We start from the raw sequence: 23,601 nt of genomic DNA on the forward strand, positions 1-23,601 counted from the left end.
TCTTTTACGATAACATAATTCTGTTGCAAATAATCACACTGTTTTCTTTAATGCCATTCATAAACACGGCCTTGTCGGGGTCCAGTGTTTTAGCGCTGCCAAACCAACGTGGTTTCAGGTGGAATACCCACCCATATGGCTGCCCGGTGTGATCCACAAAATCAATCGGGGTATTGGGATAGCGATCATTATAATCATTGATAAAATGATAGAACAGGTCGCCCAGATCCATCTTGATAGGTGTACGTGCCCGGAAATAAGTACGGCTGTTGTCAAGCGGACCTTTTTCCATTTCCAGTCCAATGACAATCAGGTCTTTCATTTCGTCCTCATTCACTTCCGGTACCTCTTTATAGATAGGATACTGCCACCACTTGTGTACCTTCACAGGAATGGCCATCATCTTTTCAAAAGTTTTATAAACAAAGGTGGGTAGTACAAAGGAAAACATACTGGTGAGCATCGGGTAGTAAAGAAACGTATCCTTGTCCAGGAAGCGATTTACCAGTACAAATCCGGCGCCGCCAAATAACCAGATGGCCAGTATGAAAGCCAGTTCAGATACCAGGGTGGTTTCATTGGCCCAAAAGCGGGTATACATAAAGTGGCAGTGCACTACGCCTAATCCCAGGAACCACACTTCGTAAAAAAGATACTGGTTCATCAGGTTCTGATGGGTAAACAGGAAAGGAATGGAACTGATTACAGCAAATACCAGCGTCATACACACTAAATACAGCAGTGCTTTCTTTTTATAAAGACTGAAATTTTTGATGTACCTGCTGAGCAGAGCCACTATAAAGGACCCTATTGCCAGGGCGCCGGCCAGCATGATATAAAACTTAGCGGTGTATCTCATAGTTCTGTTGGTATGTCAAGGTTTTTCGGGTTTGGGTACTAACATTTCAGTTTTTCAGATGCTCGTTAATAGCAAAAATGATTCCATGTAAGCTTCTGCCAGCTGTTTTTCAGAGAAAAAAATTATACCCCATCAGTCCCTGCTCAGGTTGCTTGTCAGACAGGATTACTTTCTTCTCTCCTGAAGATGGCACCAGCAAGGTATTAATTTCCACATCTGCAGGAAACAGGTATCCATAGCAGGTTTCCAGCAGCTTGCCATAAGGTTGCCAGGGCAGGTAATCGTATATCCGTTGGCGTTTTACGGGGCCAATGCTCACCGTTACCACCGGCATATCCGTATAACACGATGTTCCTACCATGGCGTCTACCCCAAGCATACATTCGCCCAGGGGAACACTGCTCCCGGTACTGACCATCTGCGGCTGACGTTGCCAGGTGATCGTTACTGTTTCTTCCAGTACCTGTTCCAGGCAAAGCTTCACCAGGGTCATATTGCCTGCTATCCGATGAACATATGGTAACAGTTTTACTAACCTGTTCACGGCAGCATTAGGAAGCCCGGGAGGCAACTCCCAGAATTCATGAAATAACTGGTCTGTGTCCTTTCCGAATACGTCAAACAACAGGTGCTTTTCCCGTTGTTCCAGGTATACACGTTGCAGGAAAAACTCATTCTCCAGGGGTTGAAAAAAGCGGCGCGCCTGCTGTTGCTGTTGCTGCTGCCTTTTATACCGCACCACCATTTCGGCAACGGCATTCTGCCTGGAAGAGGGCTCCTGCTTGAATTCATGAAACATGCCCTGCGGCAGCCGGTCGTAAATACCATCGCGCGAAAGGGAAAAACTAATAAACGGCTGGTACGGCTGACTGTCGTCCAGCTTCACCCCGGTAATATCTGTTGCAAAAGAACGGGTAAATACATTTTGCAACTGCACCACTATTTCTTCTTCCCGCACCTGATTATCAAGTAATTCCCCCACCACTACTTCGGCTCTGATGTCGTATGGTAAAGCATTGACATGGTCAATCACTTCTTCCAGCACGGCAGCCTTCTGCGCATTATTTACCATGAGGTTATATTTAGGTTTCTCTGATTCTGCTATTAGCGGCAAACTGTTAGCATAACTATCTTTCGTCTATGGTTCCGGGCTAACAACTCAGTAACAAAAATAGCGGTTTGATTTTATTATTATGAATATTACGGCTTAAATTTTGAACCGGGAAAAAATTTTTTCTACGGCCATTATCTTTGGCAATTTATCTAAAAAAAACACTAAAATTGTAAAAACCTGAAAAACCGATGGCCCCCCGTAAACCCGAAAATGAACGCAAGGTAAATTCATTCAGACCCTTTGGAAAAATTGCCAGTCATGTTGACCCCATGGTGCTGTGGACCTTCCTGGGCCTGTTCCTCATAAGCATAGTGCTGCTGGCTTTCCAGCTCGATGGCCGGGAAGATTGCAGTAATACAGATATAAAACTCAGTCATATTCAGAATAGTAACAGTAAAGCCTACGCCGTTGGAGAAGTGATCACCTTTAATGCCGAAAACGCTGATAAAAAAAATGCAGACTATTCCTGGGAGTTCGGCGACTCCAGCGCCAGGGCTACCGGCAGGCAGGTATATCACTCTTTCAACAAAGCCGGCAGCTATATGATTACACTCACTTCCGGCAAATGCACCTGGCGAAAAGAAGTACTGGTGATCATGAACACACCGGCAGCGGCCAACAGTCAGCCCGATATCTTCCCCGTTATTGATGGCCCCGCTGAAGCATTTGCAGGCAGGCCGGTGACCTTCACCAACTCCACGCCAACTGCCAAAAACTGGACCTGGCGGCTATTGCAGGATAATGCGGAACCACATGGCGGTTCATCTGTTACGTATACCTTCTCTTCGCCCGGTGAGAGAACCCTGTCGCTGATCATCAACGGCGACAGCAGCCATATGGTGCTAAAACATATCACGGTATTCCCTGCAAGGGCTCCCGAACACCAGGAGCAGCCGGAACCGGCCTTTAACCCGGCGCCACTGCCTGCACCAACACCGGAGGTACCAGTAAAGAAAGAAGAGCCACGACCCACCATCTCCGATGATGAATTTAAATACATGCTCACCCAGGTGACCCTGAAACAAAAAACGGCGTCCGACTTTGCGCAATACCTCTGCAATAATCTCAACGCAAGGGTGGTGCTCAATACCAGCGATGTGGATAACTTCACGCATTTCTGTCAGCGGATCTACGGCAAGAAGAAATTCAAGATCGAAAGAGTAAACCTGGCAAAAGACGAGAAAGGATGCGTAAAGGAAATTCTCATCATGTACGACCGCAAAAAAGTGCTGGGCATATTTTAAGCTGATATCATGAAAGGAAAATATTATCAATTACCCATCGACTTTTCACTGCTACTGCAGAAAAAAGACATGCCGGCCATTTCGCTGGAAGACTCTATCGCGCAGCATATTCACCTGCTCATCACTACCGTACTGGGCGAAAACAAGGATGATGCCCAATATGGCTGCCAATGGTGGGACAGCGACTTTGACATCAAAGCTTCCAATAACGAAGTAAAGGAGCAGATAGAAAATGCGGTTAAAGCATCCATTACCCGGTATGAAAAAAGGATTTCCCAAATAAGGGTAGTGGCCGCTGTAAACCAGGAAGAACTGTTGCTTCCATCTACCCGTAAAATGAAAAAGAAAATCCGGGTGACCGTTTCAGGAAACGTTACCAAAAACAATCATCCGTTTCAGTACAGCAGCTTCTTTTATATCAGCCCGTTGTCGTACGATTGATTACTTGTTTATTAACCGCTCTCATGAAAGAAAAAAAAGAAAGAATAAAAGACCGCATGCTGAAAACAGCTGCACGGCTCTGGGGATACCCGGATGCTGAAGTGGAAACTTCCTTTGACCCGGTAGTGCAACTACTGCTGGAAGCATGCGCCAGTGAGCTGGAAAAAATTTCAGGAGAAGTGGATGTTTCACATGCCCGGCTGGTGGAACGCCTGGCGCAGATCATGATGCCGGAACCCATTACCAGCAGCCAGCCGGCCTATGGCATTCTGCATGCCATTGCCACAGAACCGGTAGCCGATATTCATGCCGATCACCAGTTTTATCATCATACCAAATCAGGCATGCATAACCGCGACCTGTTCTTTGCGCCGGTGACCAGTCACCGCCTGTTCCGCGGACAAGTGCAATACATGGTTATTGGTAACAAGCTGTATGAAACCCGCGATCACTGGTTCAAAGAGCAGATATTACAGGGACAGACATTTCCCGATATGGCTCCGAATCATTTATGGATAGGCATTTCACTGGAAGATGTACCACACTCCTGGGAAGGCATGTCCTTCTTCTTTGACCTGCGTAACATCCATCAGCAGGAAATGTTTTATCACTATCTCCCGCTGGCAAAAGTATTTAGCGGCAACCGGGAGCTGATGATAAAAGGAGGCTATCACCACAGCAGGACTATAGCTGAAGAAGAAAGAGATAATATGATCCAGGTAGCGGTAAATAACAACTCCCGCTACAGTCAACATATCCTGCAACGTTTCCGCCGACACTTCCTTACCATCACGGATACGCAGCCCCCCCTCGCTTCCCGCACACCGGAAGCCCTCACCAGGATTTTCGGGCAGGATACCGCCCGCTTAAATAAAGAAGTACACTGGTTACGCATCGAATTTCCGGAAGCACTGCATCATACCCTCCTGGAAGACCTGTATTGCAGCATCAACTGCTTCCCGGTGATCAACAAAAAAAATAACGAGCAGTCTATGAAACTGAATCGTTATCTGAATATCATCCCCCTGCAAACACCGGATATCTTTTTTGATATCAAACGTGTTTACGACCTCGAAGGAACCGATTACTATGTGCGTAACTTCTCTACAGCCGGACAAATGCAGGAAGGCGAACTGGTAATCCGCAGCAGTGGCATCGGGCGTTTTGATACCCGCGAAGCCAAAGAAGTGATCGCTTATCTCGTGGAAGTAATCCGCGACGAAAGCTCTTTATTCGAAGAGGTAAAAAATGATTTTGTTACCAACCGCATGCGGGAACTACATCAGTTGATTGCCTCACTGGAAGAACAGCTGCAACCCGGCAACAACAAAGGAAATATTCCTTATGTGATGGTAAAGCCCAAAGAAAATGCAGAATATATTTTCCTGGAATTTTACTCAACGAACGGCACCGCTGCTAATAATATCCGTATGGGTACGCGAATGCTGGAATATGGCAGTATCAACACCCGCCCCAACAGCATCACACTGCTGAGTAATACCCAGGGAGGAAAAGACAGGCTGAATATCGATGAGAAAATTAACCTGTACCGGTCCCATTTATTGTCGCACAACCGTGTGGTTACCCCCGAAGATATCAAAGCGCTTTGCCGTACTATTTTTGGAAAGGAAATGAAATCGGCCGCTGTTGTCAAGGGGATGGCCCTGCAACCCGGTATGAATGCGGGTTATAGCCGTACGCTGGATATCCGTATTTCCTTGCTCCATCAAACCGAACGTTATCCGGCTACCAATTTACAATACATGAAAGAGGAATTGCTTTTGCAACTGGAAGAAAAATCCAGCAATACGTTCCCGTTCCGCGTGTTTATTAATGAAGTGTTGATGTAAGTGCATCAACCGGTGCAGGTAATGCAGAAATAGCGCTCCGGGTATCGGTTCTTCCACGCAACTGCACGTCTCCGCCGGTTTTTAGCAAATCGGCGGGCACTCCTTTTTTGCCATCTGCGGCGTACAATACCACTGCATTCTCAAAACCGAGGTCCACATAAACACGGCTACCCACCACCCAGCCTTTGCCGGAGAGGCTTGCATTTTTACGGATATATACACCATTTGCCTGCAGGTCGTCCAACAGCTGAATGCTCACCAGCTGGCCGTCTTCAAAGGCATTGCTGATTTTCAGCCGCGCAGCATATATCACCATTGCCGGCCGGCTAACCGGCTGTTTACCTACAGAGATACGAATGGAATTAAAATCTTTGTCGCCCGCTTTGCTTACCGGTGCAGGAGTAGAAAAGACGGAACCGTTGGCGGAGTTTTTACTGAACACATTGTATCCAAAACCTGGCAGGTATAATTCGGGGCTTTCAAAAAGCTGTTTTATTGCGATGATCTTGTAGATATACTGGGCGGTTTCGTTATTCAGCAGCAGCTGGTAGTAATCACTGCTTCCCTGGCGTTTTATGTTCCGGGAGATGTTACCCGAACCGGCGTTATAGGCTGCTGCGGCCAATGTCCAGGAGTTCAGCTGCTGGTGCAACAGCCGTATCAGTTTACAGGCTGCATGTGTGGCTTTGATAAGATGATTCCTTTCGTCGTAGCCCCCGCTCACGGTTAGCCCAAGTTCAGCAGCAGTGCCGGGCATAATCTGCCACACGCCTTGTGCGCCCACCGGTGAGGTAGCATTGCTTAAACCACTTTCCACAATAGGCAGGTATTTGAAATCCAATGGTACCTGGTATTGTTGCAGGATGGGTTCTATTATCGGGAAATATTGCTCCGCCTTCAGCCGGAGCGCTGGCAGATAGCCCTGATAGCGCAGGTTGCGTTTAATAACATCCATGAGGCGGTACGAAACAAAATCCCTTTCCATTGGCACCACCTCCCCGCAGAAATCCACCTGCTGCGCCGTGGTATAACCCGGCAACAGCAATAGCAGTATTCCTATCAGAACAACCTGTTTCTTCATTTGGTTTCTCTATTGCTTCGCCAGCATGTATTTGGGGAATACAGTCACTGGAACATACAATACCAGCTGTTGTTTTCCTTCGGTGGTTTGCAGTACAATGATCACTTCATCCTCTTTCCGGAATTGCTTGGATGGAACCACAAATACTTCATTGGCCTCTTCTTTTGGCGCGATGGTTTCGGGTCCTTTTTTATAAAGGATGGGCATCGCATGCAGCAGGGCGGTATCTTTCTTTTCCTTGTGCAACAGGCTTGCCTTCACTATTTCGAAGGGTACCTTTCCTTTATTGCGGATACGGAAACAAAAGTAGTTCATGTTGTTCAGTGTCATGGCCTGGGCATATCCTACGCTCACGTCTTCCACCTTCACTTCATACTGGCGGTTTACTTTACGGTCTTTCCCGAAGTCCTCCGCTATTTTACCTACTGTTACTGTATCAACACTGATCAGGTGCCCGGTTTCTTCCGGAACTTCTGCCAGGGAGATTTGTCCGTCCCTTTCGCCATAGCCGGCGCGGGGCGCCTGCGGTGTTGCTTCCGGAGTAGTAAATGCGCCTGTTGTTTTGGCTTTACCGGATAGTGTGTACTTCAGGCGGGCCAGGTCCACTTTATCGCGGAAGGCAATAATCATGTAATGAATGTTTTCTCCTTCCCTCACTATCAGGTTGGTAGGCCGGGGAGTAGGAGTTATCGGGCGCAGAAAAACCATGTTACCATCCACGATGCGGTAATCGTAGTCGGTGTTTTTCCCGTCGCCGATCTGAAAGGTACTGATGGGCGCGCCGGATGTGATCAGCGTCACTGCCCCTTTGGTGGTCAGAATACTATCTGTGACCGTTTGGGCACTTACCGTTGACAAGGCGCCTGTGATTAACAAACAAAGCAGCAAACTGCACAGCACATGTTTCATCTTTTCAATTGGCTTTAATGCTTATGATATTTTATATAAGGGGTTAAAGCAATCAGCTCCGGGATGGAAGGTTACTCCCACATACGCATTTAAGCCCCAAAGCTGACCGCTGACGGCTATTTACCATCCTGTTCGTAAGTAGTATCCCAATCTGCCGCATCATCGCCCCTTTGCCCCTCCATTTTGATCAGGAAGTTCTTAGCAGGGAAATATGGCTTCAGATGAATATCCAGGTGGATACGGTCTTTCTGTACCGGATCCTGCTCGAAACGGCGGATATTAAAATCTTCGATCAGCTTGTCCGGCCCGGTGATCCCATCAAGGAAGCGGATGATCTGTTTCATCAGATCCTTGCGGGTGTTGGCGTTAAAGTTCTCGAAGGCCCTGCGGTTCAGGAAGTCCATCAGCACTTTGGTAACAAAGTCGAACACACGCACTACGGAATAAGTTTGCAGGCCCAGGTTATCCCCGTTGAACAGTGTTTTCGCACTGAATGCCATTACTTTCCCGTATTCTTTCACCATCGGTACCAGTCCCATTTTTTCCAGGCTGGCGATTTCACTTTTCTTCAGTTCAAATTTCACACCGTCTACTTCGTTCATACCACCAAATTTCTTACCGGCGGTAACCTGCGACATCAGGGTTTTATAGATCTTACCTGCCAGTGCGCCGGAAGGTGGTACATACAGGTGATCCTGTTCCCCTACTTCATCAAATTTTCCACGGCCAACCAGCCAGTTGCAGGACATGATTACATTGGAGCGATGAATTTCCCCACCGGTCAGATTCGCCAGTTCAAACATCTCCATTACATCATCCGGTGCATCGAGATGCGCGAAATCTGTTACCAGCATGGCTTTGTTTTCATGCGCGATCTTTGCCCATTTTTCTATCACCTTATTGGAGCCCAGGTAACCGGGAATCACCAGCAGGCTATAGTTGGTACGAAGATCCAGTCGATCGTAGTTATTCACCAGTTCTGTGCTGATGGCGTCAATGAACCGGGTGTTGTCCAGGTCTTTGAGCTGCTCCAGTTCTACATTGATGAACGACACATTCTTCACTTTGTCAGACTCCGTGTTCTTGAAGAAGAGTGCCACATTGCGGTACGACTGTTCCAGTTCACGGGTTGACTCTACTGCTTCCCCGAGATTAGTGGACAGCACCTTTTCCGCTTGCTCTGCATGGGAAGTACAGTAGTCCACCATTTCAGGCAGTTCGTTTGTTTCGGACAATACTTTTTCCCAGAGTGACAGTATCTTCTTTAATTTATCTCTTTCTGTTTTTTTGCCGGCTTCTGTCAAAAAGATATTGCGGCGCGCCTTACGATCAGGGTTCAGGTTTTGCGCACCTTCCACCGCTGCTTCCAGCAGGTCGAAGCCACCGTATTTTGCCAGATCTTCAATACTTCCGGCGAGGTTTACTTCAGATTGCTGTGAAGACAGGTTCTCATTCTGCAGTTCCTGGTTTTTCTGTAATTCTGCCATAATCATTGAGGTTATGTTCCCGTATAGGCAACGGTTAATTATTTGGTATTAAGGTCTTTCATCATTCCACGAATGGCGTTCAGCATGGCTTTACGGGCGTCCGGATCTGCCAGGGCTGACTTCAGGATCTTATTCGTTTTCAGCTGCTTCATAATTTTCAGGTACTGCTCCTTTTCGGTGGCCAGGTCGTTGAGAAAGGCGCTTTGTGCCGTGATACCTTTTACGCCGAAATCGCCCAGGTGGTGGAATTGTAATTTTTCCGGTACAGGGCGGCCTTCTGCATCATGGAAACTTACATTCACTGCCGGCTTGAAGTGTTCAAACACACTTTCTACGGAAGTAAGCCCTTCCACTATTTCGGGTTTAACAGGCGCCTGCTGGGTTAACTTTTCAGCAAACAAGGTACGGTTATGCGAGATTTCCGCGATGGCTTCGTTGGCGTCCAGCTTCACTTCTGTGCCGCCAATTCCGTAGTTGTCATTCATTTGAGATAAATTTAGAATTTTGGGAATCTGACAATCATCAAATTATTGTCCAGTCTAACTGATCATTTTTTATATCCAGTGTTACCGTCATATCTTTCCGGAGGCTGCCGTCGATAATCATTCTCGACAAAGGCTTCCGTAGCTGTCCCCGTATCACCTCCCGCAGCGGCCGTGCGCCATACTGGGGAGAATATCCCATCAGCGCCAGGTGCCTGCGGGCAGCTGTTGTTACGGTAAAACTGATGTGCTGCTGCTCCAGCAGTTGCAGTAAATGTTGCAAATGAATATCGAAGATCTTTTCTACGTTGGCTGATTGAATAGGCCCGAAGGGAACGATCTCGGTAAGTCGCCCCAGGAACTCAGGCCGGAAATGACGGGCCATTAATTCCATCAATTGTTGGGAAGCGGGAATCACGCCTTCCTGGAAGGACCGCGATATGGCTTCGCTGCCTATGTTGGAAGTAAACAGCACCAGCGCATTGGAGAAGTCGCCTGTTTTTCCAAGCCTGTCGTGCAGTTTCCCTTCATCCATGATCTGCAGAAAAATATCAAATACAGAAGGATGTGCTTTTTCTATTTCATCGAACAATACTACGGCGTAGGGTTGTTGCCGTATTTTGTTCACCAGCAATCCACCTTCCTCATATCCCACATATCCCGGAGGGGCGCCGTATAAAAGCGCGGCAGCATGTTCCTCTTTGAATTCCGACATATCGAAACGGATCATGGAGCGTTCGTCCTGGAAGAGAAAATCCGCCAGTGATTTTGCCAGTTCTGTTTTACCTGTTCCCGTTGGCCCCAGGAAAAAGAAGGAACCAATTGGCTGTCCAGGGCGGCTCAGGCCTGAGCGGGATTCCAGTATCGCATCAGCTACGGCTTTGAGGGCATGGTCCTGCCCTACCACCCGCTTGCGCAGTTGTGCTTCCATGTTGATCAGCCGTTCCCTTTCCTGCGATTGCACCTTTCCCAGGGGAATACCTGTAATGGCGGCAATCATGGTGGCCAGATCCACCGGTGTTACCTCTTTCTGCCGCGAAGAGGCTATTGTTTCCAGTTGCTCCAGCAATTGCTGTAAGGAGGATTGCAGTTCCGGGACAGACGTAATCTTATCAGGAGCGGTTTCTGTATGTAAACGGGATGATAATAAGACCCCCAACCTTTCTTTCATTTGGCGGTAAAACCAATGAAGATCCGCTACCTGTAAGGATTCCTTACTATTAAGATCAGTAAATTCCTGTTGTAAAGTTTGTAACAGCGGCTGGCTGGTATCTTCCGTAGCCCTTACCGCGGCCATGGTGCGATCCAACAGGTTCACGGCGCTATCCGGCAGGCTTCTTTCCTTCAGGTAGCGTTTCGACAAACGGATGGCTTCGTTTATCCCTTCGGGTGAGACGGTGAGCTGGTAAAAGTTTTCATACACCGGTACCACTGCACTTACCATTTTTCCCGCCAGTGCTTCGTCGGGGGCTGCCAGGTTGATCGTTTCAAAACGGTGCCGCAGGATAGCATCCGGCTCAATGAGTTTACGGAAACCTTCCGGTGTAGTAGTTCCGATAAGAATGATCTCTCCTTTACCCAATGCGGCTTTCAGCACATTGGCCATGCCCGTACCGGTTTGTTTATCCAGCAGGCTGTGAAGATTATCTATAAAGAGGATATGCCTCCCTGTTTGTTTAAGTTGCTGAATGATCTGGAGGAGACGGTCTTCCAGCTCGCTTTTATAGGCGGCGCCTGCTATAAATGCACCGTAGTCCAGCGCATAAATATCGGATGCCTGCAATTGCAGTGGTACCTGCTTCTGCACAATGGCCCGCGCCAATCCTTCTGCCAGCGCTGTTTTCCCTACACCACCCTCACCAATGATCAATACGCTGGCGCGGTCTTTACGTGTAAGCACTTCCGTTACTGCCCTGATTTCCCCGTCGCGGCCAATCACCGGGTGAAAGGTTTTCAGGAGTTGCGGATCGGTGATACGGTATACATATTTCAATGCGCCGGGTTTAATAGCGCCGGGCACTGTGGTATTGGCGGTACTGGTTTCTTTTCCTTTTTTGCCGGCGCCCAGGAGCTGGTCGCGGGTGAATGGAAATGTTTTGAGTTGTTCATAGGAAAAACCTACGCCTGGCGTGCACAAAGCAATCAGCAGGCTCCATGCATCGGGTTCACTGTCGCTATCCTGTGCTATACTGATGGCTTCATTCAATACTGCTGCTGCAGCTTCATCCGGTTCCGGTTCATCGGGAATACGCGATGCCCTGGGCATCTCATCCAGCCGCACTTCCGCCCATTCTTCCAGGTAGTATACATCGATGTCCATTTGATGCAATGCAGGGGCCAAACCTGTTTCCTTATGCAAACAGGCGCGCAGTAAGTGCGCAGGTGTAAACTGCGGATGATGATACTCCTTTGCAATGGCCGTTGCAATTCTGATAGCAGATTGCAATGCAGGGCCGAATATGGTCAAGGTTGACAGGGTCATTTGGATGATTCCAGGTTTTTCAGAACTCAGTTAACAATTACAATTTTCCGGGTTGCCTCTTTTGGAAGCAAAGTAAAGATACAGCGAAAACATATACATAGAATTCATTCCAAAAAAAAATGCAGTCTTTTTTTAAGCGCCCCGCCACCGGATATATATCTTATCCCCCACGATCCATAAAAGCCATAAAACACAATACAGTAAAGGGTTCTAAAGGGTATCAAAAATCAAACAATATTATTTATCTTTTTTATAATATAATTAATCATTAAAAAATAACAGCGGATATAGGGAGGATGTCTACCAATTAAATAGGAACGTGCGGTCTTTATATCTCCGGGAAAAAATTACCTGGCATACTCATCCGGACTTTTTCACGACGGAGAAAATGCGCGGGAAGTCCAGATAGGCAGATTACTTTTCAGGTCTTCCGCCAATTGTAACATTGACATGAAATCCAGGAAAAAGTTATTCAGCAACTGCCGGTTATGTAACGATTTATTCAAGGTAGTTTCAAAATAATCGGTTCCATGATCAATGCCGATGTAAACCCGGTTATTATAAAAAGAAATAAACAATCTTGCCCCGGTGCGTTCGTGTAATGCCACGATCCTTTCCATCAGCGCCGGGGTAAGCAGCTGTTGCGCTGCCACCTCATCAGGGGCATACACCATGAATAATTTATTAAAAGCGGCATCAGCCGGCAATACCTTCTTTCCAAGATGCCAGGTTTGAATGTATCCGTCGCCGGCTGCGCCGTTGCGTGATAGCACATATACGGGCGTACTAAAGCACCGTGGAAACTGGCCGATAAAATAGCTGCCGCAGAAAACGGTGTCGGGTCCTTGTCCGCGTACGGTTACCAATGGCATATGCATCACCGTGAGGTCGCAGAACTGAAAATTCATCTCCCCAAGTTTACCATACACCTGGTCATTACCCGTCATCTGGTATGCTTTCTTTTCAAACAGCCCGCTTTCTGTAAATTCTTCATAGCTGGCATGATTAAGGGGCTGGTATTGATAATCCGGATGGATAAAGCTGATGAGTGGTTTTACAATCCGGTGCTTAAAATCGTGCCGGTAATCTGTTGCTTCGTTTACCCCTCCCCGTTTTATCATAAAACGGCGCATTGCATAGCCCGTCAGCGTTACAAGCAGTACCAGGCCGGCAATAACGAATGTCCTGTTCGCTTCATTCCCCGAAGCGGGCTGCAGGGAAAAACGCACGATAAAGAAAACAAAAACAACAAACGGAACCAGGGACACTACCCACATCCGGCGTACCCAGTTACGGCCGGCAATACGTTGTTTTTCCAGCGACTCCAGTTCATCATTGAGTTGCCGATCCAGGAAGGCATTAAATTCTTCCAGTGTTTTCATCACAAAATTGTTATCAGTTAGAAGACCAATGTGCAGCAGTACCACCAATGCTGCTTACCACCCCGCCTGAAAATGGCTGGCTGATAAGTGCTTTAAATGGTTGCACATTTTCAGCAGATAGAGGCAGCTTGAAAAACGACCGGCTTTGTCCGAGTTGTACATACGCATATTCCATAGGAAACAGGCGTACTCTGATGATCCGCAGCGGCAAAATGAGTTTATAGTCCGTATAGGTGTCCACGTTATTTACTGATTCACCTCTTTCAAGACGGCTCACGAAGTCATTAATTTTTCCCGGCCGTTTCCTGATCTGTGCAAACATAAAAAGATACGGGATCAGTACTCCCACGGGCATGAACAGCAGTATGAAAAGCACCGCAGCAGGTGTTTCAGTACTTCTGCCCGCAAAGATGCTGTAGCCTATAAGTCCAAACACCAGTACAGCCAATACTTCTGCGGTGATCAGGGCGGTGATGGTCTGCTTTTTATCTTTTTCATGGATTTCCAGCAGCTTGGTTTTCAGCTCAGAAAAATTCTTCATCGGATATGGTTTTGTAAATTTATTTTGCCCGCAGTTTGCTGTAATTGCTGATAGCGAGATAGAATCCTGCCAGCGCCACGAGCCCATAGGCTGCCATCAGTGCCCAGATGCTTTCACCGGTTACTTTATAGATCAGCATTTCAATTTTGGTAATACTGATACTAACATCGCTGACGGCGTGAAATTGTTTGTAACGGTAGAAGATCAGCGCGATACCCGCTATGCCAAGTAATACACCAACAATAACGCCACCCCAGGAAGGCGGATCATCGTCTTCTTCTTCAGGATTACGGGGACGCATGTCTTTACCAGGTTCATTTGCATTACTCATCCGGATGATGGTTAAGGGTTACTAAATACGAGGCTGCTATCAATATTTCCGTTCACAGGGCTTCTCCGAGGTTAACCGAATTGAAACCGATTCATTCACTGTACGAAAATAAATGAAAAACACATCACTCACAAACACATTATGGTGCCGTGATCACTTCCGGCGGATACGCATAATCCTGCCAGGCTGCCTCTGCTTCTTCTGCAGTGATATCGCCGCTATACACCATTACCCGGTATTTCAGCTGGTAGCGGGCATCCGGATACAGCTGCCACGGTTTCATGCGGGTGGGCGTATAATTGAACATCAGTTCACCACCTTCCGCATTTTCGGGCCATACACGCAGGGGTTCAGGAGAATCAAAATTATCAGGATAGTTCATGATCAGCAATCCTGCCTTTCCCTGTGGCGTAGCGCCGGAAATTTTCACCCAGCGGGCACGGGTACTGTCGGCATCCCGCCGTGTTTTACCCTCAGATGTAAGCACCTGGCTGGTTTTATCTGTAAAGTCGGCGGTGGTTCTTAAACCAAATCCGCCACCATAGCGGTATTGCAACAAGGTAATGCCAGTGGGGGTAGCCGGTGTAAAGGTGGAAGTAAAATCCCACAGGCGGCGGTCGCCGTTGTTGGTGGCGGGATACGCCTGTACCAGCCATGTTTCATGAATAGCGGTTTTTTCTGTGCCATCTTTCAGGAATGCTATATGATCCTGGCTGGCACTGAATCCACACCATACGTTTCCGGAAAATGTTTCCATTTTACCTGCAAAGCGCACCTTACCTTCTTTCTTCTGCACATTCCAGAAATCAGTTTCACGTCCTTCAAACAACGTATGGGTCCAGGGATTCCAGATGCCCATATGATGCCGGTGACCGGCATTTGGGAAGATATTCGTGAGCACTACGCCATTAGGCGCCCAGAGCGGGTGGATAAATGCACTGCGGTTATACACGGTATCTGTGCCGGCGGGTGCGGTCACCGTTTTAAAATTATACTGCAAAATAGGTTGCGTGGATTGTTCCAGCAGTACATGGCCATCCTGACGGAGCGCCTTCATAAGGGTATCGGTTGTGCCTTTGCCTTTGCGTAGTTCATACTTTCTTTCTGTACCTGCTGCAGTGGTTCCCGTAAGGATCCAGCAAAGCTGACCTGTCTGCCGGCTAACGGCTACGGGTACACGCTTATTACCGGTTACTTCTTCCAGTATCACCGGATCACCGGCAGACGACAGAACGCCGGTATATACAATACTGTTGTAGCGGTTCAGCCTCCCTGCTTTCACAGTAAAGTGTGCAATTACCTGCGCATAGGTGTCCATATAAAAGAAAATAAATAGTAACGGTAACAGGTGGAATTTTTTCATATTCATCTCCGGTAGATTCCCTGAAAAATACGGTTTACTTTTTCAGTATGCAAATACCTTGCGCAGGGAAATATTAATATTGTTTGAAGACCGGCACCATATTATCCTTTAATTCAATATTTTTGAACGCTTAAAGGTTAATTATGGCAGCCCCTCTCAGTAACATGCTGACAACAAAACTCATTATAACCAATAAATCCGCCCTTCAACAGAAATACGGCGATGCTCACCAGCAGATCCTGGATGACATAAACGCATTGCAGGCATTTGATAATAACAGGCACCTGGATGCCCACATTATTTTCCTGGATGATGCTGCCCAGATGCTGGGCTGCCAGGCTACCGCAGTAACAGCAGCCACGGACGATGCCCAGAACAAAAAAGCGATTGATGAGCTGTACCGCTTCTTTTCGCCCGGGTATATCCTCCTGCTGGGGTCGCAGGATATCATCCCGTTTCAGCGGCTGAAGAATTTATTACCGGGAGATAACGACCCTGATACCTTTATACCCAGTGACCTGCCTTATGCGTGCGACACACCGTATGATACAGACCCAGGTAAATTTATTTCGCCCACGCGGGTGGTTGGGCGTTTGCCGGATATTCCCGGCGTGGCGGACCCTTCTTACCTGCACACGCTGATTACGAACATACTGGCGGCGGTGCCTTGCCAACAGGGCGACTACCTCCCCTATTTTTCCATGAGCACTTTCGACTGGCAAAACTCTACCCAGAATACCCTTCAGAACATTTTTGGCAGTACCAGCAACCTGCTCATATTTCCCGGCAGCGATGAAACGCTGAACGGCACCAACTGGACCGCTGCGCAACTGCAGGCTAAAACGCATTTCATCAACTGCCACGGAGCCATCTATAATCCGGGGTTTTATGGGCAGAAATCCACCGAGTTTCCGCTGGCGATGAGATCAGATATCCTGAAAGATAAGATCACCCACGGCACCATTGTAGCGGCCGAATGCTGCTATGGCGGCCAGCTGTTTGACCCGAAGAAAAACAGCGGTAAGCGCATCAGCATGGCCAACAGCTACCTGCTGAATCACGCACTGGCTTTTGTAGGCAGCTCCAATATTGCCTATGGCCCGCCTACCGGGCAGGGACTGGCCGACCTGCTCACACAGTATTTTGTGATCAATGTGCTGAACGGCGCCTCTACCGGGAGAGCCTTGCTGGAAGCCAGGCAACGGTTCCTCAATGAAATGGGCCCCATGCTGGATCCCTATGAACTGAAAACAGCCGCACAGTTTTATCTCCTGGGCGACCCCTCATGGCAGCCGGTGATCAACGACAAAGATCCCAGCAGCACCGGCGATACGCAGCTTTTTGTAAATACCCTGCAAAACCGCCGCGATAACCTCGAAGCACGGGGTAAAATGCTGGACGACTTCATCGCCGTGCCCCATCCGTCTGATGGCTCGCACGCCACAGATCCGGCCCTGCACCAGGCGATGCACAAGTTGCTGGATGAAAAGAACTTCGCCGAAAAAAGAGATCCAAAGGTATTTATCAACAAGAAAAATACCCTTGCAGTCAAAGAAGATGTGAGCGGCTCCATGCCATCTGTAAAATTTCACGTATTTTCGGAATCTGCCACCACTGGGGACTCCCCTTCAACAAAGGTGATAGTGGTGAAAGAAAAGAATAATCAAATACTGGGGTATCGTGAATATGTCAGCAGATAACAGCAACAGGGACAAAAACAGTCCCTTTATTACACTTACCGGGCGTTTGGTGCTCCGCACATTTGGTAAACACAGCAAAAGTGAACACCTCGGCGTATTCCTGGTAACAGACCAGGGAGATTACCTGATTCGCCCGTCAGGAGCAAATCCCTTTATGCCTAACCCGCTGATGCCACTCGCCGGCAAAACCATAGTGGCCACCGGTTGTATTGAAGACTATGTTTTCCTTGCTCAAACCTGGAAAGAAGAAGAGTGAGCTGTATTCAATAACTCCGCACCAGTTCCCCACCTGTCGGCGTAAATAATACGGCCGTTTTCCATTTTAATACCGTCTGCACTATCTTCCGCCAGCAACAGCGGACCATCCATATCCACATAATCCAGCAGCGGCAGCAGATGCGCCACTGCAGAAGTGCCTACCGTGCTTTCGTTCATACTGCCGGTCATTACTTTCATGCCTAAACGCTTTGCTTCTGCAATCATCCGCAGCGCCGGCGTAATACCGCCACATTTGGTAAGCTTGATGTTGATACCGTGAAAATAGCCGTGGCATTGGGCCACATCCTGTTCTACAATACAACTTTCATCGGCTATAACCGGTAACACTACTTTTTCATATACCTGTTTCATTCCTTCCTTGTCTGCTGCGGCCATCGGCTGTTCAATAAATTCCACGCCCAGGTCCTTTAATGCAATGGCATTACGCAGGGTTTCCTCCACGCCCCAGGCACAATTGGCATCTACCCGGAAAACAGCCCTGGTATGCTTTCTCAGCTCTTTAATAATCGCAATATCTTCCTTTGTACCAAGTTTGATTTTATAAATAGGCCATGGAAATTCCTGTAGCTTCCGCACCATATTTTCAATGGTGTCGATACCGATGGTATAGTCTGTGAGCGGATTATGCGAAATATCGAGTCCCCATACCTCGTAGAGTTTTTTTTGCTGCTGTTTGGCGTACAGGTCCCACGCAGCAATATCCAGGGCGCATAGGGCAAACATATTATCCTTCAGCAGCGGGTACATGTCCTGCCAGAAAAGCTCCGGTGTATGCAGGGTATAGTTTTCAATAAAAGAACGGTGCTGCTCAAGATCTGCCATCAACCGTGGCACGGTCATCTGGTAATAGGCATTGTCGGCGGTTTCACCCAACCCGCTTTTGCCCTCCTGTTCCAGCTTTACCACCAGTAAGGGTTGCAGATCTTTGGACTTACGGGAAATCGTAAACGTGTGCCTGAACTTCAGTTCAAAAGGGAAAAGGGTGAGCTTCATTTTACTAACGGGTTCTTTCTGTGAAAATACAATGCATTTGTGATATTGTTAACCGCAGCTGATCATCGATCTGACTTCATCTCCACAACGTTCCGCGGCATGCGGTAACGCCAGTAATGTGATGCCACTGCGGGAATATTAATCCTTTCCGTATCAGGATTCCGGGTACTTTCGGGGGCTTCGGCCGCCAGCAGGTCCTGTACCTGGAAGATGCGCCACATAGCAGGAGAGGCCATATGCCGGCTGATAATTTCGCGGATCAGTTCCGGCGTGGCGGTAGCAGGTGCTGGTCCGGTATGTTGCAGCTGTTGCTGATAGTATTTCCGGGAGATGGATGTATTTTCCTTCCACCACCCTCTCAGGGTGCTCATGTCGTGCGTGGAAGGCGTTAAAACAGACAGGTAGGGCGCCTTTGATATGTTTGCAAAGAGTGTGTCCCCGGATTTTGGCATGCGTTCAATTTCCAGGCTTAAAATGCCTTGTGCCTGCATTACGCCAGGCACACATGTGGGCACCATGCCCAGATCTTCCCCGCAGATGAGCATACGGGTAGCCCTTTTTATCAGGGGGAGTTTATCAAGCGCTTCCCGGCGCCAGCAGCTTTCCTGCCGCAGGTAGAAGTAGTCGTGGTACAATGCCTGCAAAGCCTCCCTGCTCCCGGCATCCAATGCCGCAAACGACCTGGTGGCCGCCATATCATAACGGGGATGGTACAACGTTCTGCCATCTTCACTTACTTTTATAAATAATACATCAGCTATCAGGTTATAGAGGATCGTTTTTATGGTTTCCGGCAACGCCGATGCCGCCACCTTTTGTTGCGTACTGTATGCCGGCAACAGCTGGTAACACCCGTCCGGCAAAGGATGCATCAGCTGCTCTTTCATCATCCCCGCATAGTTGCCAAACAGTTCTTCCAGGATGGCGCCGGTTATATAAGGCAGGCAGTACCTGCTTTCCTCAAACTGAATGCCGCGGTGACCCATTTCCTCCGGTGTAACGGGAACGGCTGGATGAAAATATCCGAGGATGCCCTGTATAGCATCGCGGGGTATCTGCCAGATGCGGAAGAAGCCGAGGATATGATCAATACGGAATGCGTCAAAATAAACAGACAGGTGACGAAGGCGCCGTTGCCACCACTCCAATCCGTTTTCCATCATGTGTTTCCAGTTATAGGTGGGAAATCCCCAGTTCTGCCCTTCGCTGGTAAAGCTGTCGGGTGGCGCTCCTGCCTGCATATCCAAGTAATAATGACCGGGGTTCATCCAGGTGTCTGCGCTGTGGCGGGCCACACCAATGGCGATGTCGCCTTTCAGGACTACATTACAATCGTGTACTGCGGTGCTGGCAGCGGCCAGCTGCCGGTGCAGGTGGTATTGCACAAAGAAATGATACTGTACTGCCGCAGCGGCATCTTCATCTGCTACCGCCAGTTGTTTCACTGCCGTAGCGTCATATACATTATAGCCGGGCCATTGAGCGAAATCACCGGTCCCGTAACGATCGCGCAGAAAGCAGTATACGGCGTAAGGCAGCAACCAATGTTCATTGGCAGCCAGCCATTGCCGGTATTCCGGTGTTTGTAACCGGTGCCCTTCCGCTTTAAACAGCGCCTGCAGATAAGCCAGTTTGAACGACATTACTTCTTCATAGTCCACCGTTTCTTTTTCGTTGAGCCATTGCCGTAACCCGTCAAATTGCCGTTGCAACGGATGGGATGCAGGCAAACTCCCCACGTCCTGCAGGCGGATATATTGCGGGTGCAGTGCGAAAGAAGAAATAGCGGCATATGGATAGGAATCTTTCCAGGTACCGGTTTGTATGGTGTCATTCACCGGTAGCAGCTGTATCAGCTGCAGCCCTTTCTGCTGCGCCCATTGGGCAAATGCCGGCAGGTCTGCAAATTCGCCGGTACCAAATCCTTCGGGACTGCGCAAACTGAACACGGGTACGGCCACGCCAGCACCTTTCCAGGGAGCAGGTGCAATACGCAAAAATCCGTCGTGTAAAATTACCTGCCGCCCTGTTGTTGCGGTGGTATGCAATTCCCGGTTGCTGCCGGTTTCATACTGAACAAATTGTTGCCTGTCCTGGTCGTAAATACCGTATTTATAATACATGGGCGCCGTTTCACCGGAAAGGTTCAGCGCTATGGAAAACCAGCCCTGTTCATCGTATTGCAGCAACAGTGGGTTATTGGTATTCCAATTGCCTGTTGACAGACTGCTGCCCAGCAAACAAACGGTTTTACCGGTATCCAGCAGTGGCGCCTGCACACGGAATATATGCGTTGCCGTTAGGGGTGCTGTAATTGCAGCAGCAGATCTCTTATAAAAAACGCGGGAGAAAGGAGCCGTTAGCCAGGCATTTTCCGGGCGATGCGCATCATTCCAGGCATCCAGGAAAACGATATCAGGATGTTCTCCCGGTATAAAAACAAATTCACGTACTGCGCCTTCGTATATCACCTCTTCTTCTTCTCTTAGCAGGTACTGGTATCGCAGGGTAAAAGGTTTTCCGGGAGCCAGCCGGATATCGGTGTACCACCATTCTTCGTTTCCCCATTGCATACGGCGGGCATACTGAGGTACATCATTACCCAACGCGGGCAAATTACCAAGCAGGTATAGATTCTGCCCGTAATGAGTATGGTAACGGATATAAAAACGTACACTGTAATTCATCGGATCCCGGCTAAGCCGGAACAAAGTAGGAAAAAACGCGCGGATTTTCGCGGATGTTTGTCTTTCTCAGGATTACACTGATTTTACTGATTAGTTTGATTTTTACTTTTTGGATTTTATAAAGGATTTGGGGAGATGTAAGCGGTGATTAGTGCGGATGTTGTCTTTCTCAGGATTCCAGGGATTTTAAGGATTCAGGGGATTTGACCACTTTGGATTTTAAGGATTTGGGGAGATGAAAGAGAATTTGATCATTTTTGATTAAAAAAAAGGGAGACATAAGCAGGTTTATCCGCTTATATCTCCCAAAATCCTTTAAAATCCAAAGTAGTCAAATCCCCTGAATCAGTCTAATCAGTGTAATCCTGAGAAAGACAACATCCGCGGTGTTATTTTACTTCTTCGAATTCTGCGTCGGTAACGCCATCGTTGGCACCACCCTGAGGTTGGCCCTGTTGCTGACCGCCGTTTGGCTGGCCACCTTCGGGTTGACCCTGAGATGCTTTGTACAGCTCTTCTGAAGCAGCAGTCCAGGCAGCTTCCAGTTCTGCAGTAGCAGTATCCAGTTGTGTGCTATCCTGTGATTTGTGTGCTTCTCTCAGCTTTTCAAGTGCTGCTTCGATGGTTGCTTTCTTATCAGCAGGCAGTTTGTCGCCGTATTCTTTCACCTGTTTTTCGGTTTGGAATATCAGGCTGTCTGCTTTATTGAGCTTTTCGATCTTTTCGCGTTGTTCTTTATCTGAAGATTCGTTGGCTTTTGCTTCGGCTTTCATCTTTTCGATTTCTTCCTTGCTTAAACCGCTACCTGCTTCAATCTTGATGTTCTGTGTTTTTCCGGTGCCTTTATCCTTTGCAGTTACGTGCAGGATACCGTTGGCATCAATATCGAAAGTTACTTCGATCTGAGGAACGCCACGCGGAGCAGGAGGAATATCACCTAAGATAAAGCGGCCCAGTGTTCTGTTCTGGTTAGCCATTGGCCTTTCACCCTGCAGTACATTGATTTCCACGCTAGGCTGGCTATCTGCTGCAGTTGAGAAGGTTTCAGATTTCTTGGTAGGGATAGTGGTATTGGATTCGATCAGTTTGGTCATTACACCACCCATTGTTTCGATACCCAGTGACAGCGGTGTAACGTCCAGTAACAGTACGTCTTTCACTTCACCTGTCAGTACACCACCCTGGATAGCAGCACCTACGGCTACTACTTCATCCGGGTTTACACCTTTATTAGGTTTTTTACCGAAGAATTTTTCTACTACTTCCTGGATTTTTGGAATACGGGTAGAACCACCTACCAGTATAATTTCGTCAATTTCGGAAGTGTTCATACCGGCATCTTTCAATGCTTTGCGGCAAGGTTCCAGTGTTCTTTCCACCAGGCTGTCGCTCAGCTGTTCGAATTTAGCGCGGGTTAATTTTTTCACCAGGTGTTTGGGAACGCCATCCACTGCGGTGATATAAGGAAGATTGATTTCAGTTTCCTGAGAAGAAGATAATTCGATCTTTGCTTTTTCAGCAGCTTCTTTTAAACGCTGCCATGACATTGGATCTTTGTGTAAATCTACTGCTTCATCTTTTTTGAATTCATCTGCCAGCCAATCCATGATCACTTTATCGAAGTCATCACCACCGAGGTGTGTATCACCATTGGTTGATTTTACTTCAAATACGCCATCACCTAATTCCAGGATAGAGATATCGAAGGTACCACCACCGAGGTCAAATACAGCGATTTTGCTGTCCTGGTGTTTTTTATCCATACCATAAGCCAGTGCCGCAGCAGTAGGCTCGTTGATAATACGGCGCACATTTAAACCGGCAATTTCACCGGCTTCTTTGGTAGCCTGACGTTGTGCGTCATTAAAGTACGCAGGTACAGTGATTACCGCTTCTGTTACTTCCTGACCCAGGTAGTCTTCGGCTGTTTTCTTCATTTTCTGCAGGATCATTGCTGAAATTTCCTGCGGAGTATATAATCTGCCGTCTATATCAACTCTTGTGGTATTGTTGTCTCCTTTTACCACTTTATATGTAACGTGGCTCACTTCACTGGCAACTTCGTCAAAATGACGGCCCATGAAACGCTTCACTGACATAATAGTGTTTACGGGGTTGGTAATAGCCTGACGCTTTGCGGGGTCGCCTACTTTCCTTTCTCCGTTCTTTAAAAAAGCCACTACAGATGGGGTTGTTCTCCTGCCCTCATCATTGGCAATCACTACCGGTTCGTTACCTTCCATTACGGCAACGCATGAATTGGTAGTTCCTAAGTCAATGCCTATTATTTTTCCCATAGTATTAAAGATTATCCTTTAGTTGTAAGTATTTCCGTGTTTGTCGTTGGTTTGTCAATGATTATGCCAAGCAAAAAAA

At 47.9% G+C, this 23,601-nt stretch carries 19 protein-coding genes; 5 read left to right on the plus strand and 14 right to left on the minus strand.

Features of this window, described 5'->3' with window-relative positions:
• Positions 1–4: 4 nt before the first annotated feature.
• Both AB6805_RS32035 and AB6805_RS32040 read right to left on the minus strand, forming a co-directional pair.
• Positions 5–859 (minus strand): TssN family type VI secretion system protein, encoded by an 855-nt coding sequence (locus AB6805_RS32035; RefSeq protein ID WP_370913503.1) that lies wholly within the window; start codon positions 857–859, stop codon positions 5–7.
• A 109-nt stretch (positions 860–968) separates the two neighbouring features.
• Positions 969–1,931, minus strand: coding sequence for a type VI secretion system baseplate subunit TssG (locus tag AB6805_RS32040; RefSeq protein WP_370913504.1), 963 nt, complete (start codon positions 1,929–1,931; stop codon positions 969–971).
• Between the two features lie 230 nt (positions 1,932–2,161).
• Here AB6805_RS32040 and AB6805_RS32045 point away from each other — a divergent pair, with 230 nt between their 5' ends.
• Genes AB6805_RS32045 through AB6805_RS32055 form a run of 3 tightly spaced genes read left to right on the plus strand, consistent with a single transcriptional unit; the run spans position 2,162 to position 5,508 of the window.
• On the plus strand, positions 2,162–3,217 hold the full coding sequence (locus AB6805_RS32045; RefSeq protein WP_370913505.1) for a PKD domain-containing protein: 1,056 nt from the start codon (positions 2,162–2,164) through the stop codon (positions 3,215–3,217).
• Between the two features lie 9 nt (positions 3,218–3,226).
• Positions 3,227–3,658, plus strand: coding sequence for a GPW/gp25 family protein (locus tag AB6805_RS32050; protein ID WP_370913506.1), 432 nt, complete (start codon positions 3,227–3,229; stop codon positions 3,656–3,658).
• A gap of 23 nt (positions 3,659–3,681) precedes the next feature.
• Positions 3,682–5,508: a hypothetical protein gene (locus AB6805_RS32055; RefSeq protein ID WP_370913507.1), complete on the plus strand. Its 1,827-nt coding sequence runs from the start codon at positions 3,682–3,684 to the stop codon at positions 5,506–5,508.
• Here AB6805_RS32055 and AB6805_RS32060 read toward each other — a convergent pair.
• From AB6805_RS32060 to AB6805_RS32100, 9 genes are all read right to left on the minus strand, one after another.
• Positions 5,489–6,589 carry a transglycosylase SLT domain-containing protein gene (locus AB6805_RS32060; protein WP_370913508.1) on the minus strand — a complete coding sequence of 367 codons (1,101 nt, stop codon included), beginning with the start codon at positions 6,587–6,589 and terminating at the stop codon, positions 5,489–5,491. The genes AB6805_RS32055 and AB6805_RS32060 overlap by 20 nt on opposite strands.
• Positions 6,590–6,598: 9 nt before the next feature.
• Positions 6,599–7,498: a hypothetical protein gene (locus AB6805_RS32065; RefSeq protein ID WP_370913509.1), complete on the minus strand. Its 900-nt coding sequence runs from the start codon at positions 7,496–7,498 to the stop codon at positions 6,599–6,601.
• Between the two features lie 116 nt (positions 7,499–7,614).
• Positions 7,615–8,985, minus strand: a complete 1,371-nt coding sequence (locus AB6805_RS32070; RefSeq protein ID WP_370913510.1) for a DUF5458 family protein — start codon at positions 8,983–8,985, stop codon at positions 7,615–7,617.
• Positions 8,986–9,023: 38 nt separating this feature from the next.
• Positions 9,024–9,470 (minus strand): hypothetical protein, encoded by a 447-nt coding sequence (locus AB6805_RS32075; protein ID WP_079468781.1) that lies wholly within the window; start codon positions 9,468–9,470, stop codon positions 9,024–9,026.
• Between the two features lie 37 nt (positions 9,471–9,507).
• Positions 9,508–11,949, minus strand: coding sequence for an AAA family ATPase (locus AB6805_RS32080; RefSeq protein WP_370913511.1), 2,442 nt, complete (start codon positions 11,947–11,949; stop codon positions 9,508–9,510).
• 374 nt (positions 11,950–12,323) lie between these two features.
• On the minus strand, positions 12,324–13,331 hold the full coding sequence (locus AB6805_RS32085) for a DUF3137 domain-containing protein (RefSeq protein WP_370913512.1): 1,008 nt from the start codon (positions 13,329–13,331) through the stop codon (positions 12,324–12,326).
• Between the two features lie 13 nt (positions 13,332–13,344).
• Complete coding sequence (locus AB6805_RS32090) at positions 13,345–13,872, minus strand: hypothetical protein (protein WP_370913513.1); 528 nt, start codon at positions 13,870–13,872, stop codon at positions 13,345–13,347.
• A gap of 19 nt (positions 13,873–13,891) precedes the next feature.
• Complete coding sequence (locus AB6805_RS32095) at positions 13,892–14,203, minus strand: hypothetical protein (RefSeq protein WP_370913514.1); 312 nt, start codon at positions 14,201–14,203, stop codon at positions 13,892–13,894.
• Between the two features lie 139 nt (positions 14,204–14,342).
• A complete protein-coding gene (locus AB6805_RS32100; RefSeq protein WP_370913515.1) occupies positions 14,343–15,572 on the minus strand; it encodes a PmoA family protein in 1,230 nt (409 codons plus the stop codon).
• A 137-nt stretch (positions 15,573–15,709) separates the two neighbouring features.
• Between AB6805_RS32100 and AB6805_RS32105 the strand changes: the two genes are divergently transcribed.
• Both AB6805_RS32105 and AB6805_RS32110 read left to right on the plus strand, forming a co-directional pair.
• The gene (locus AB6805_RS32105) at positions 15,710–17,266 is read left to right on the plus strand and encodes a C25 family cysteine peptidase (RefSeq protein WP_370913516.1); all 1,557 of its coding nucleotides are present in this window, start codon (positions 15,710–15,712) and stop codon (positions 17,264–17,266) included.
• Positions 17,253–17,522 carry a hypothetical protein gene (locus AB6805_RS32110; RefSeq protein ID WP_370913517.1) on the plus strand — a complete coding sequence of 90 codons (270 nt, stop codon included), beginning with the start codon at positions 17,253–17,255 and terminating at the stop codon, positions 17,520–17,522. Before AB6805_RS32105 ends, AB6805_RS32110 begins: the two co-directional genes overlap by 14 nt.
• Here AB6805_RS32110 and AB6805_RS32115 read toward each other — a convergent pair.
• The 3 genes from AB6805_RS32115 to dnaK form a co-directional block, all read right to left on the minus strand.
• Entirely contained in the window at positions 17,498–18,538 is a 1,041-nt protein-coding gene (locus AB6805_RS32115; protein WP_370913518.1) for a dipeptide epimerase, read from the minus strand. The genes AB6805_RS32110 and AB6805_RS32115 overlap by 25 nt on opposite strands.
• Positions 18,539–18,600: 62 nt before the next feature.
• Positions 18,601–21,225, minus strand: a complete 2,625-nt coding sequence (locus AB6805_RS32120) for a 4-alpha-glucanotransferase (protein ID WP_370913519.1) — start codon at positions 21,223–21,225, stop codon at positions 18,601–18,603.
• A gap of 389 nt (positions 21,226–21,614) precedes the next feature.
• Entirely contained in the window at positions 21,615–23,522 is a 1,908-nt protein-coding gene (dnaK, locus tag AB6805_RS32125) for a molecular chaperone DnaK (RefSeq protein WP_370913520.1), read from the minus strand.
• Between the last annotated feature and the right edge of the window lie 79 nt (positions 23,523–23,601).

The organism is Chitinophaga sp. RCC_12, from assembly GCF_041360695.1.
Classification (GTDB): Bacteria; Bacteroidota; Bacteroidia; order Chitinophagales; family Chitinophagaceae; genus Chitinophaga.